Genomic DNA, 13,174 nt, shown 5'->3' on the forward strand with positions numbered 1-13,174 from the left:
GAAGGGATTAACAAGCCCATTTTAAGTATCAGCAAATACCTTGCTGGTGCTTTTTTTATGGCAATTTTTTATAAAAGGATGTGATAACCAATGGAAATGCAGGTCTATATAGCAAACCTCGGGAAGTATAACGAAGGTGAATTGGTTGGTGCTTGGTTCTCCCCTCCTATTGATATGGAGGAAGTAAAAGAACGAATTGGCTTAAACGGTGAATATGAAGAATACGCCATACACGATTTTGAATTACCATTTGAAATCCATGAGTACACACCTATTTCCGAAATTAATCGGTTATGCGAAATGGTACAGGAAATCGAAGGAACTCCCTTGTATGACGCTCTGTCAGAAATTGATGGATACTGGTTTAATAATATCGAAGAATTGTTAGAAAACAAAGACGATATTATTTGTTATTCCGATTGTGACAACATGGAGGATGTAGCAAGGTATCTGATAGAGGAATCAGGAACACTAGGAGATATACCTGCTTATTTACAAAACTATATTGATTATCAAGCCTATGGGCGTGACCTTGAGATTGGAGCGAATTTTCTTGTCACTAATCATGGGGTATTTGAATATGTCGGATAAACGGATAAGCAGCTTGTTTCCTAACAGGCTGCTTCTTTCTTTGGAAAGGATGAATCGAATTGAAGAAATTAAAAAGCTACACTCGCATTTGGTCAGTAGAGAAAATCATTTATGCGATTAATGATTTTCGTTTGCCATTTCCCGTTACGTTTAATCAGATGACTTGGTTTGTGCTTTCTCTTTTGGTCGTCATGTTATTGGGAAACCTCCCTCCACTCTCTTTGATTGATGGTGCATTATTAAAATATGTTGGGGTTCCTTTGCTGCTAACGTGGTTTATGTCTAAAAAAAGTTTTGATGGAAAAAAACCATATGGATTTCTTAAATCCGTAGTGACGTATTATTTTCGCCCGAAAATGACATATGCAGGCAAAGCGGTAAAACTTCAAAAACAAACTTTTGATAACTCTATCACTAGTGTAAGGAGTGAAGTACATGGGCTATCCGATTAAATATATCGAGAATAACTTAGTATTTAACCATGACGGAGAATGTTTTGCGTACTATGAGCTGCTGCCATATAACTATTCCTTTCTGTCCGAAGATGAAAAGATTCAGGTACACGAACATTTTAGACAGTTGATTGCACAGAATCAAGACGGGAAAATACATGCTTTACAAATTAGTACGGAAAGCAGCATTCGCACTGTACAAGAACGAAGCAAAAAACAAGTGACAGGAAGGCTTCAAGAAGTCGCTTATGAACGAATTGACGACCAGACAGAAGCACTTACCTCTATGCTGGGCGAACATCAAGTGGATTATCGTTTCTTCATCGGCTTTAAACTTTTACTAAATGAAGAAGAAGTCAGTATCAAGTCAATGGGGAAATCGGTGACATCCTCTCTTTCCAGTTTTATACGTGACGTGAACCATCATGTTATGGGTGACTTTGTTTCTATGCCCCATACTGAAATTGAACGGTTTTTGAAAATGGAATCGTTGTTACAAAATAAAATTGCTAAACGTTTTAAAGTACGCCCACTCACCAAAGATGATATGGGGTATTTAATCGAACACCTTCATGGACAATCAGGTATTGCCTTTGAAGATTACAATTATGAACTTGCTTATGAAAAAGGCGAAAAAGAAACCTATGTGAAACAGTTTGACCTGATAAAACCCACTCGCTGTTTAATTACAGAAAATCAACGTTATATTAAATTGGATCAGGAAGAACAAACAACATATGCTGCTTACTTTACGATTAATTCGATTGTTGGCGATTTAGAATTTCCTAGTGATGAAATCTTCTATTACCAGCAACAACAGTTTGATTTTCCGATTGATACCTCTATGCACGTTGAAATCGTCACTAACAAAAAGGCGTTAACAACCGTAAGAAATAAAAAGAAAGAGCTTCAAGACTTAGATAATCATGCGGCAGAATCCGATAATGAAACGGGCAGTAATGTATTAGAAGCCTTAGAACAAGTGAACGAATTGGAAGATGTACTCGATCAAAGCAAGGAATCCATGTATAAGTTAAGCTATGTCATTCGGGTATCTGCTTCTAACTTAGATGAGTTAAAACAGCGGTGTAATGAGGTCAAAGATTTTTACGATGATTTAAACGTCAAACTCGTTCGCCCATTTGGTGATATGTTAGGGCTTCATGGTGAATTTATTCCTGCCAGCAAACGTTATATGAACGACTATATTCAATATGTCACGTCAGACTTTTTGGCGGGGTTAGGTTTTGGTGCAACGCAAATGTTAGGGGAAACGGAAGGTATTTATTTTGGTTACAATTTAGATACAGGGCGTAATGTCTATTTGAATCCTAGCCTTGCTAGTCAAGGGGTACAAGGTTCTGTCACGAATGCGTTAGCTTCTGCTTTTCTCGGCTCGCTTGGTGGTGGGAAATCCTTTTCTAATAACCTGCTTGTTTATTATGCGGTGCTATATGGTGGTCAAGCACTTATCGTTGATCCCAAATCAGAACGAGGAAATTGGAAAGAAACCTTGCCTGATATTGCCGAAGAAATTAATGTGGTGAACCTCACTAGTGAAGAAGCGAATAAAGGCTTACTCGACCCTTATGTCATTATGGAAAACAAGAAGGATTCCGAAAGTCTGGCGATTGATATTCTTACCTTCCTTACAGGCATATCCAGTCGGGACGGAGACAAGTTTCCTGTTTTACGAAAAGCAATTCGTGCGGTTGGACAGCAGGAAGAATGTGGCTTGCTTCTGGTCATTCAAGAGTTAAGGAGTGACCCGAATCCATTAGCTGCCACGATTGCTGACCATATCGAAAGTTTTACCGATTATGATTTCGCCCACCTTCTCTTTTCAGACGGAACGGTGCAAAACTCAATTAGTTTAGAGAAACAGCTCAATATTATACAGGTGGCAGATTTAGTTTTACCTGACGCAGAAACCAGCTTTGAAGAATACACGACAATGGAGCTTTTAAGTGTTGCCATGATGATTATTATTTCCACGTTCGCCTTAGATTTTATCCACTCTGACCGCAGCATTTTTAAGATTGTAGACTTGGATGAGGCATGGGCTTTCCTTCAAATCGCTCAAGGAAAAACGCTATCTAATAAACTGGTACGAGCTGGTCGTGCCATGAATGCTGGTGTATACTTTGTTACCCAAAACTCGTCAGATTTAACCGATGAAAAGCTCAAAAATAATATCGGTGTCAAGTTTGCCTTTCGTTCCAGAGACAGTACAGAAATTCAAAAAACGCTTCAATTTTTTGGGGTGGATTCGGAAGATGAAGAGAATCAAAGACGGTTACGAGAACTAGAAAATGGTCAATGTCTCATGCAAGATTTATACGGGCGTGTTGGGATTATACAAGTCCATCCTGTTTTCGAAGATTTATTTGAAGCCTTTGATACCAGACCACCTGTCGCAGAAAGGCAGTGATGAAATGGATAAACGAAAATTGAAAAAGATTGTTATGGTGGCGGTGCTCCTAAGTGCGGTCATTTTTTTATTGTTTCTTTCTCTGCTTACAGTTACCAATGCTGCTGGTTTGGTCGATGATACGGTTTCCGAAGATAATCTTTATTCCCTTTATCCACTTGACCATTACCAATTAGATTTTTTCGTTGATTCTGGCTGGGATTGGCTGCCTTGGAATTGGGATGACGGGATTGGAAAACAAGTCATGTATGGGCTATACACGATTACTAACTTTATTTGGATTATCAATCTTTATTTATCCAATGCCACAGGATACTTGGTACAACAAGCCTATTCTCTTGATTTCATCTCGGAAACCGCCAACGCAATCGGTAAAAACATGCAGACCCTAGCTGGCATTACGTCACAGGGGTTTGGTGAAGATGGCTTCTATGTCGGCTTCTTGCTACTATTCGTGCTTATTATCGGAATCTATGTCGCCTATACAGGCTTGTTGAAACAAGAAACGACCAAAGCCATGCGGGCTGTGATTAACTTCTTGGTTGTCTTTATTTTGTCAGCGTCTTTCATTGCTTACGCTCCAACGTATGTCACGAAAATTAATGATTTTTCTGCGGATGTGAGTGAAGCTGCTCTTGATTTAGGAGCAAAAATGCTTATGCCTAGTTCCAACAGTCAGGGACAAGATAGTGTCGATATGATTCGTAATAATCTTTTCTCGATACAGATAGAACAACCATGGCTGTTATTACAATTTGATAACTCGGATAAAGAAGCCATCAGGGAAGAGCGAGTAGACACGCTGGTTTCCACCAGTCCAGACGCTAGAAATGGAAAAACACGTGAGAACGTGGTGAAAGCAGAAATTGAAGATCATGATAATAAGAATTTAACGATTACTAAGACCACTACTCGCTTAGGGATGGTCTTTTTCTTGTTTCTGTTTAATATTGGGATTTCCATATTCGTATTTTTGTTATCTGGAATGATGATTTTCTCCCAACTGCTTTTTATCGTATTTGCGATTTTCCTGCCAATCAGTTTCTTATTGTCGATGATCCCCAGCTTTGAAAACATGGGGAAACAGGCAATCATGAAACTGTTCAACGTCATTATGTTACGAGCTGGTATTACACTCGTCATAACCGTTGCTTTTAGTATTTCGTCCATGCTATATAGCCTTACCAGTTCGTATCCGTTCTTCTTAATTGCCTTTTTGCAGATTGTAACTTTTGCAGGTATTTATATGAAACTCGGTGACATCATGAGTATGTTCAACTTACAGAGCAATGACAGCCAACAAGTTGGGCGAAGTGTTATGCGGCGTCCAAGACAGATAGCTCACCGAAGCACTCGACGATTACAGCGTTCGATTGGTCGGACATTGACAGGGGCAACTGCTGGGGCAGCAGTCGGAAAAATGATGAGTCAATCGGGAAAAACAAAACGTTCTTTTTCTCCCTTACGTCCTTTACAGCATTTGTCAGCCAACAAACAGAATCAGAAGGAATCAAACAATAATGCGAAAAAATCATTAAGTCAGAAACTCGGGCAATCGACTGGAAAGGTATTAGATACCAAAAATCGGGTACGTTCCAATATTCAACACCGAAAACAGCAAGTCAAAGATTTACCAACAACCGCAAAGTACGCTGTCGCACAAGGAAAGGAAAATATTAAACGATCAGGGAAGGATTTTAAGAAGGGAATATCTCAAACCAAAGAAAATAGGCAGCGTGAAAATGTGGAACGTACAAGCAAGCACCGAAAAACCATTGCGGAAAGACGACAAGCATTGGATCACCAACAAAAGAAAAAAGATTTCTCCAAGAAACAAACCATACAAAGGAAGCCTGTTTCCCCTCTAGCCAAAGAGAAACAGCAAATAAAGCCTAGAGACAAGACCATTCCTAACAACCAACCAAGACAAGTTCCTGAACAAAAAGAAAGACCACAAGCATTAAACAATAAGCAAAATAGAAAAGCAAAACAACCTTATACAGCTACTAACAGAAGAAAGAAACAACATCCTAAAACAACTCCTAATCGGCTGCCAAAACAAACGTTACAATCCAAAGAAAAGCGAATGATTCAACGTCCTTCCCTTCCACGAAAACAGACAAAACAACGACAAAAACCTGTCCGCCTACGACATGCGGTTAGGAGGAAACGCCAATGATGTTTTTAAAGGCGAAAATCACGTTGATTGTTGGAGGGATTGCTTTCTTAGCTTTTCTCGGTTTACTTGCTTTTGTCGCCATTTTTATATCCGATGAAGATGGCGATTTCGATACCTCTATGGATATAGGTTTCTCTGATGAGCTTAACAACACAGGGCTATCAGAAGATGCGTTAGCCCATCAGCCAACCGTAGAGAAATATGCAAAGGAATATGATATTAGCGAACATGTTCCTATCTTGCTGGCGATTATCGCAGTTGAAAGTGGTGGTACTGCCGAAGATGTTATGCAAGCCAGCGAATCGCTAGGACTTCCACCTAACACATTAGATACAGAAGCGTCGATTGAACAAGGCACAAAATATTTCGCAGAGTTATTACAATCAGCCGAAGCGAAAGAACTAGATACAGAAACCGTCATACAAAGTTATAACTTTGGTGGTGGTTTTATTGATTATGTGGCAAATAACGGAAAAGCATATAGTTTTGACTTAGCGGAAAGTTTTGCGAAAGAGCAAGCAAATGGAGAGAAAGTAACGTATAGCAATCCCATTGCAGTAGAGAAAAACGGGGGTTGGAGATACAGCTATGGAAATATGTTTTATATGGATTTGTTACAACCTTACTTGACGGATTCCAGCGAATCTCCTTCTTTTGAAGATGACACTTTTCAGGCTGTGATGGAAGAAGCATTAAAATATGAAGGTTTCCCCTATGTTTTTGGCGGTGATAATCCTGACACGTCTTTTGATTGTAGCGGACTAACCCGATGGGTCTATCAAAAAGCTGGGATTGAACTGCCACGAACTGCCCAAGAACAATATGACGCTACGGAGTCCATTTCATTATCCGAAGCAGAACCTGGCGATTTAGTGTTTTTTCATTCGACTTATAACACTGCAAACTATGTGACCCACGTTGGTATATTCGTTGGAGATAATCAAATGTATCAAGCAGGAGACCCAATCGGCTATGCTGATTTAGCTTCATCTTACTGGCAGGAACATTTAATTGGTGCAGGTCGTATCAAAAACTAATGGAGGGATAGTTAACATGAAATTGCCTTTTCGTAAAAAAGAGAAACAAGCCAATCCAAAGAAAGAAAAAAAGAGAAAAATAAAAACGGTTGGGAAACGTAAAAAATCAGTCATCTTTTTATGGATATTGCTTCTTAGCAGTTTAGCTTTTGGAATCTATAAAAACTTTACAGCGATTGATCAACATACGGTACATGAAAGAGAAATTGTGGAAAGTCATATCGTAGACACAACAGCGATTGAAAGTTTTACAAGAAATTTTGTGAAGGACTATTATACATGGGAAAATGAATCTGAAGCATTGGAAGCACGAACCGAAAAACTGACAGACTACCTAACAAAAGAATTACAAGCCTTAAATACGGAAATGGTTCGAGAGGATATCCCGACCAGTTCCAGTGTTCAAAATATAAATATTTGGTCGGTATCGGAAGAAACGGAAGATACTTTTTCAGTGGTTTACTCTGTTCAACAAAAAATTACCGAAGATAAAGAAAGCTCTTTCACAAACGCTACCTATCGCATTGTCCTCTATCAAGATGAACAAGGAAACTTAGTTATTACGCAAAATCCTACTTTGTGGAATAGCCCGAATAAATCAGATTTCACACCCGAACAGGTACAAAGTGATGATATGATAGAAGCTGAAACAGTGGAAGAAGTCACTGAGTTTTTAGAAACCTTCTTTGCTTCCTATCCTGCGGCAACAGAGAAAGAATTGACCTATTATGTGAAGAACAATGCTTTACCCGTTATTGAGAAGGAATATACGTTTTCAGAATTGATTAATCCAGTTTTCCAAGAACAGGATGATCAGGTTAAAGTATGGGTTACTGTGAAGTATTTAGATGAAGCTACAAAAGCGATACAGCTTTCACACTATGAATTGACTTTAGAAAAAGATTCTAACTGGATGATTGTAGAATAAACTATGCAGCGCGTATTCTCGTTAAACAATCTTGAATACGTGCTGTTTTACTATTTTTATTAGTCCTCACCAGTTGCTTTTCTTTTCACCTAAATATTCTTTGAAAAACTCCTTTGCTTTTCTCCAAGCGTCAGCATGAGCAACCGCATTGTCATGAGGGCTTCCACCAAGTAGCATTGTGGAATTCGAAGCAAAAGAAATCTTATCTGAATGGGTTGTTGGCATGCCAGGAGCAATAAAATAATGCCCCGCACTGGGATAGGTTTTATGTTCAAAATAAAAGGGATGATTGTTTCGCTTTAAACGCTCTATTACTCTATCAGACATTATATCTGATGGCCACAATTTATCATCACCACCCGAAATCAAGAGAACAGGACCATTTATGTTTTCTACTGAAATTTCGGCATTCGTTTGTCCTTCCGCCAAATGCTGATACCAATCCCGAAAAATTAAAGGCTTTCCTGTTTGTATACAATTTCCTAAAGAAGCCCCAACCTTTTCAGGTATTTTCCCTTTTGCATAGGGAATTTCCTCTCCTTTATAATTCCAAGAGGAAGAACTTCCATTTTTTTGACTAATACCAGGATAGACAACCGAACTTGGTACATACCCCACCACTGCCTTAATTGCTGGAAACATGGAGGCTGACAATAGTGCTAGTTCTCCACCCTTTGATGTTCCCATCATACCAAGTTTATTAGAATCTACATTCGGTTGACTATTTAGCCAGTTTATAGCTTTTTCAATATTATCAATTGGAATATTAACCAACTCATCTGGTAAATCTTCCATACCAAAGTAAGCTAAAGCTAGTGTGTTAAACCCATAGGAAGCTAAAAGTGCCGCCTGTTCCTCATGTAAACCACCCTCAGACCCGCCAAGCACAATAATGGTTGGAAGTGGTTCCTCTCTCGAGTGGTAAAAAAATGTTGCGACTAATTCCTGTTCACGAATAGGGGTTCTTTTAACTTTGGGTAAAACAAAATGACGTTTCAATGAGATTACATCCAATATTTCTTTTTGTCTTATCAATACTAATTTGGTTTCCAAGGGTTCTAATGATATTTGTTTGTTTGATTTTATATTGGAGACAGGCAACATAGACCAAAAAAGCCCTGTTTCATCGACTTCAGTATAAGTTCCTGACATTGGTTGTGCAGTCCTTAAATCAATTTTTCCGTCAGAATCAGCTTTAAATATAGCATGGGATTCCCATTCTGTTCCCAAATTATCCCGCATTTTGGCGTTAAGCGTTACAACATCATATGGAGAGAGACCAGTAATAAAGATTTTCATCTGAGAATCAATCAAAATGCTATTAGATGAAAAATGAATTTTAGGCAGTTCCATTATCTCACTCCTTCTTTACACTACAATTTATAATAATGGTATGAAAATTACTCGTTTTATAATTATTTTAGAGTGAAAATAGATTGTTTTGTTTCAATTAATTCATATGGTAAAAAAATTATTTTTTGTCTGGGTTGTTCATCCGTTTTTATTTAGTAAACAATCCGCAATTATTAATTATTTCATCTGTTCCTAATAGGGTAGCTTCTGCAATTCCTATGTTATTTTCTTTCATAAAAGACTGTACAACTTGGAATCCTACAGCATAACCAGCAAATGGTGATAGCCCCACAGGTTGGTATCCTTGTTCCACTGAAATTTTATCTCCGAACATGTAGCTACTAACTTCCGCAAACCCCTTAACATCTAATGCGTCTTTTATTACTTCGGTAGAATACTCTAAGTCTTCTTTATCAAAAGAGGTCACCCAAGGTCCTAAAAGCTCATCTCCATACAGTTCTTTTGCAAATGATTCTGCCAATCCTTCTATGATTAAATAGTCACCAACAGTTACATTGCCATGATCCCAATCAAAGTAAGAAAAACGGATATTATGGTTAAATTCATGTGCAATGACAGCAGGAATTTTAGGGGTATTATAGGAATCGGGATAAATAGATACTTGAATAAATCCTGGAATTCCACCAAATCCGCAATAACCTTTTTGTAGTTCTAGTTTCTTCGGGTCAGCTATATACATTCCAAATCTTAATTCATCGGCATTTATATTTAAATTATTTTTTTCAATAAAATGAACGCAATCATTTAACGTATTACGTGCTGTTTCAAGGGCTTGAATTTTTTTCAGATTTTCTAATGCTTTTCTTCCAGTATTAGTTTCCGACACATGTAGATAGCCAAGCATATTTGTAGCCATGATGACATCATAACCATTAGGTTCTTTCGCTTTTAATGGAACACTAATCGTGTTCCACATCTTTTCAAAAGGTTTCATCATGGAGTACCGAAAATAATTTTCTCTATCTTCGTCCATAGAGAATAACTGTTCATATTGTTCAATTGTGTTTTCTATTATTAATTTCATTGTTACCACCTTTTTATTTTTGATTATCTACAAAGACCTTCATTGCTTCACTCATCAATCTTGTTAATCCTGCACCATACTGTTCAATGTTTTTTGTAAATCGTTCATCTTCCATGTAAAGCAGACCTAGTCCATAAAATTCATCAAGAGAGTAGTTCTTAAAATTTTCATTTAAAAAATCATACCATTCTTTTATGATAGCTTGTACATCTTGAGATTCGGCAGAATAGTCACAAAAGAGGGCAAGTTTTTTAAAAATTGTAACCCATCTTTTCGATAAACTATTTTGTTCAGCCTTTGACATTATTTTTATTTTCTCATTTAAATGTTCAACAGATTGATTTCCCCAACGTTTACGTGCTTCTTGTTCATATGCTTTATGACTAAAGTTAATTCCCTCAAATTTTTCTTCATTTGTCATCTTTATTTCACCAGACATATGTTTAATTGTTTTATCGACAGTTTTTATCATCTTATCGATATTATTTCGTTTCTCTACTAACATTTTTAGTTGGAGAAGTAATGCCTCCTGTTGATTAAATGAAGGACTAAAGATAATCTCTTTTATTTCCTTTAGGGGAAAACCAAGCTCTTTAAAGAACAAAATTTGTTGTAATGTTTTAAGGTTTTCTTCTGAGTATAATCGATAGCCAGCACTGGTAGTTTTTTGGGGAGACAACAATCCAATTTGGTCATAGTGATGTAGTGTGCGAGTACTAATACCGATTAAATCAGCCACTTCTTTTACTCTCATTGTCACTTTTTGCACCTCCTTCATTTGGAACTATAAGGTATTACGCTGCGTTAAAGTCAATAGAAAAGTAAAAAATACTATTTATAGCAACTTATTTATTGCTCAAGCTAGCGAAAGGTTCTTATTAGAGGGGATCAACATGCAATTTATAATAATAAACTTGTTTGAAAGAATTCTTAATGAAGTTAGATACAGTATGGTAGAAAGAAATTTCATGTGAAATGGAGTAGATTTGACTATTATTTTCTCTTTATGGCAACTACATTATGCATGGCATTAGGCTTCAATCACTATATGTTTGTTATTTAGGGTATTCGGAAAATAGTGTGGAAAGAGGGCTAAAAAGAACCCTCCTCCATTGCCTTAGTCAGTGTGGAAAAATCAGCACCATAGATTTCTTCATACACCCATTCATAGCCAGTTTGTGACCAATCTGGGAATTGATCAGGTAACATTTTTCCGAAAGTAACTTCAACTTCTTTGAATTTCTTTTTCTTTTTAACTTTACGATAGCCTTGTGTGAATAAAATCTTTGCTCTGAGAGCTTCAAAAGAGTATCCACGGCCAATATATGATTCATTGTCTTAATTAAGCGATTTAGGGACTCTGTATAGGCGTTTGTAATGGGTGAATTGAAATAATTGAATATCTCTTCTTCCCAGTTGTTCATTGCCTTAATCAGATCCTCAAAATAGGTAATTAATTCTTTAGGAACATTTGAAAGCCAGTTTTGATACAGTTTATAGGCTTCCTTCAGTGATTCAGCTTCATAAATGTCAAAGAACTGCTCCTTAAGTTCGTATGCTTGACCAAGTAACGGGAATTTATCAGTCCATACTTGCAATCTAATTTGATCATCGAAATCTTTTAGATCCTTTCGTCTAGTAAGAAGCGCATAGCGATCTCTCATAAGTTGTCTGCGTTCTTTGGCTGACACATTTTGACGGTTAGCTTTTCGGATTTTTTCTAACGCTTCATTGGCTAATTTAACAACATGAAACTTGTCGATTACGATTTTGGCATGTGGTATCACTGTATTAACAGCACTTTTATAAGGATTCCACATATCCATTGCTACAAGTTCAATTTTATCAATATCTTGGAGTTTTGAAAGGTAACTGATAACAGTATCTTTATTACGTTTTCGTAAAATATCAATTACAGACTTGTTTTCAACGTCTGTAATGACACAACGATAGTTCTTAAGCAAATGGACTTCATCAATACCAAGCCATTTGGGAATTCTAAGGTCTGTTTGGGATTCAAGCTCTCCCACATAGTCATTAAAGATATTTCGGACGGTCTTTTCATCAACCCCGATTTCTTCTGCAATACTGGTAAAGGTCTTTTCAAGACTTGCTTGTTGAATCCAATCTATAAGCCTGTTAGTAACAGAACGACTGACATCCATATCAGGAAGATCTTCAAAGAAGGTTTCTTTGCATTCCAGACATCTGTACCGTTGTCGTTTAGTAATTAAGCCTACACGTTTTCCGTGCATAGGCAGATCAAAGAATAGTTGATCTTTCTTACCACGCTTGTAAAAATTAGGAAATGTGCCGCATTTAGGACAATGTGAAGGTGGTGGAGTATTTGACTTTATTAAGAATCTGTAATCATATTCACTCTCTTTCATATCAAGAATCTCAAAGTTTGACAGGTTAATCATATTGGGTAACATTTATTCTATCCTTTTCTCAAGTTGGGCATTGGGATTGTGTGGAAAAGTTAGTATCATAAATTTCTTCAAACACCACATTAATATTAATATCCAATTATATAAATACTTTTTTTCTTATCATGGTTTCTGCAATGCATAAACTGATCACCCAGCATAACCATACAGCAATTGTGTAGGAAGTACCATATGAAAATTGCAAGGCATTGTGTAAAATGGCCACAATGATGTAGATGATCATATTGGCAAAGGCAAGAAAGAAGCTTCTTGACATCCATGAACTATGCTTTATCACGTTTTTTCTTCTAATATTGATATAGCCTAGAATTGTTGTACCAAACCATAGTGTATTTAAAACGAGAAATCCAATGGTGCTCAACCATCCTCCTGTTGCAAAAAAAGAAACATAAACACCAGGGATAAAATTTAACAAAATAGACAGCGAATAGACTCGACCATTCCAACGATGAAATTGGATAGATTTAATTCGTAATTTCTTGATCACACCCAAGGGTCCAGTGATAAGGGAGATAATAGCAAAAATTATATGTAACCTGATCATAAGTATCCACAACGATTCGTTAGTTAGAACTTCATCTTTTTTAGCAAGAAAATCCTGAAAAGTGGGATCAACCATGAAGTTTTTTGAAAATGTATGCATGACCCACATGAACGACACGATTAAAAAAATGATCCAAATGTTCTTTTTCATTTATCGTTATCCTT

Annotated in this window: 11 protein-coding genes; 6 read left to right on the forward strand and 5 right to left on the reverse strand. The window is 37.1% G+C overall.

Annotated features, from left to right (window positions below; translation table 11 throughout):
* Positions 1 to 90 precede the first annotated feature (90 nt).
* The 6 genes from IEX29_RS05230 to IEX29_RS05255 are packed head-to-tail and all read left to right on the forward strand — an operon-like array spanning position 91 to position 7,618.
* Positions 91 to 591 carry an antirestriction protein ArdA gene (locus IEX29_RS05230; protein ID WP_077604245.1) on the forward strand — a complete coding sequence of 167 codons (501 nt, stop codon included), beginning with the start codon at positions 91 to 93 and terminating at the stop codon, positions 589 to 591.
* A 59-nt stretch (positions 592 to 650) separates the two neighbouring features.
* The gene (locus tag IEX29_RS05235) at positions 651 to 1,043 is read left to right on the forward strand and encodes a conjugal transfer protein (protein WP_077604246.1); all 393 of its coding nucleotides are present in this window, start codon (positions 651 to 653) and stop codon (positions 1,041 to 1,043) included.
* Positions 1,027 to 3,474 carry a conjugal transfer ATPase TcpF gene (gene tcpF / locus IEX29_RS05240; RefSeq protein ID WP_077604247.1) on the forward strand — a complete coding sequence of 816 codons (2,448 nt, stop codon included), beginning with the start codon at positions 1,027 to 1,029 and terminating at the stop codon, positions 3,472 to 3,474. The genes IEX29_RS05235 and tcpF overlap by 17 nt, the downstream gene beginning before the upstream one ends.
* A gap of 4 nt (positions 3,475 to 3,478) precedes the next feature.
* On the forward strand, positions 3,479 to 5,653 hold the full coding sequence (locus tag IEX29_RS05245; RefSeq protein WP_077604248.1) for a CD3337/EF1877 family mobilome membrane protein: 2,175 nt from the start codon (positions 3,479 to 3,481) through the stop codon (positions 5,651 to 5,653).
* A complete protein-coding gene (locus IEX29_RS05250; RefSeq protein ID WP_077604249.1) occupies positions 5,650 to 6,690 on the forward strand; it encodes a bifunctional lytic transglycosylase/C40 family peptidase in 1,041 nt (346 codons plus the stop codon). The genes IEX29_RS05245 and IEX29_RS05250 overlap by 4 nt, the downstream gene beginning before the upstream one ends.
* Before the next feature lie 16 nt (positions 6,691 to 6,706).
* Positions 6,707 to 7,618, forward strand: a complete 912-nt coding sequence (locus IEX29_RS05255; protein WP_077604250.1) for a conjugal transfer protein — start codon at positions 6,707 to 6,709, stop codon at positions 7,616 to 7,618.
* 66 nt (positions 7,619 to 7,684) lie between these two features.
* Here IEX29_RS05255 and IEX29_RS05260 read toward each other — a convergent pair whose 3' ends face one another.
* From IEX29_RS05260 to IEX29_RS05280, 5 genes are all read right to left on the reverse strand, one after another.
* Positions 7,685 to 8,971, reverse strand: a complete 1,287-nt coding sequence (locus IEX29_RS05260) for an acyl-CoA thioesterase/bile acid-CoA:amino acid N-acyltransferase family protein (protein WP_077604251.1) — start codon at positions 8,969 to 8,971, stop codon at positions 7,685 to 7,687.
* Positions 8,972 to 9,119: 148 nt separating this feature from the next.
* Positions 9,120 to 10,016, reverse strand: a complete 897-nt coding sequence (locus IEX29_RS05265) for a DUF2268 domain-containing putative Zn-dependent protease (protein ID WP_077604252.1) — start codon at positions 10,014 to 10,016, stop codon at positions 9,120 to 9,122.
* A 13-nt stretch (positions 10,017 to 10,029) separates the two neighbouring features.
* Complete coding sequence (locus IEX29_RS05270; RefSeq protein ID WP_077604253.1) at positions 10,030 to 10,776, reverse strand: MerR family transcriptional regulator; 747 nt, start codon at positions 10,774 to 10,776, stop codon at positions 10,030 to 10,032.
* A gap of 361 nt (positions 10,777 to 11,137) precedes the next feature.
* On the reverse strand, positions 11,138 to 12,451 hold the full coding sequence (locus tag IEX29_RS05275; protein ID WP_229720107.1) for an ISL3 family transposase: 1,314 nt from the start codon (positions 12,449 to 12,451) through the stop codon (positions 11,138 to 11,140).
* Between the two features lie 94 nt (positions 12,452 to 12,545).
* Positions 12,546 to 13,160: a DUF2306 domain-containing protein gene (locus IEX29_RS05280; RefSeq protein WP_077604254.1), complete on the reverse strand. Its 615-nt coding sequence runs from the start codon at positions 13,158 to 13,160 to the stop codon at positions 12,546 to 12,548.
* Between the last annotated feature and the right edge of the window lie 14 nt (positions 13,161 to 13,174).

The organism is Oceanobacillus neutriphilus, from assembly GCF_014645515.1.
In the GTDB taxonomy this organism is placed as follows: domain Bacteria; phylum Bacillota; class Bacilli; order Bacillales; family Amphibacillaceae; genus Oceanobacillus; species Oceanobacillus neutriphilus.

Coding starts and splice junctions, on each gene's coding strand:
- IEX29_RS05255 (WP_077604250.1), top strand. CDS start 6,707: ATGAAATTGCCTTTTCGTAAAAAAGAGAAACAAGCCAATCCAAAGAAA.
- tcpF (WP_077604247.1), top strand. CDS start 1,027: ATGGGCTATCCGATTAAATATATCGAGAATAACTTAGTATTTAACCAT.
- IEX29_RS05265 (WP_077604252.1), bottom strand. CDS start 10,016: ATGAAATTAATAATAGAAAACACAATTGAACAATATGAACAGTTATTC.
- IEX29_RS05245 (WP_077604248.1), top strand. CDS start 3,479: ATGGATAAACGAAAATTGAAAAAGATTGTTATGGTGGCGGTGCTCCTA.
- IEX29_RS05280 (WP_077604254.1), bottom strand. CDS start 13,160: ATGAAAAAGAACATTTGGATCATTTTTTTAATCGTGTCGTTCATGTGG.
- IEX29_RS05250 (WP_077604249.1), top strand. CDS start 5,650: ATGATGTTTTTAAAGGCGAAAATCACGTTGATTGTTGGAGGGATTGCT.
- IEX29_RS05260 (WP_077604251.1), bottom strand. CDS start 8,971: ATGGAACTGCCTAAAATTCATTTTTCATCTAATAGCATTTTGATTGAT.
- IEX29_RS05230 (WP_077604245.1), top strand. CDS start 91: ATGGAAATGCAGGTCTATATAGCAAACCTCGGGAAGTATAACGAAGGT.
- IEX29_RS05275 (WP_229720107.1), bottom strand. CDS start 12,451: ATGTTACCCAATATGATTAACCTGTCAAACTTTGAGATTCTTGATATG.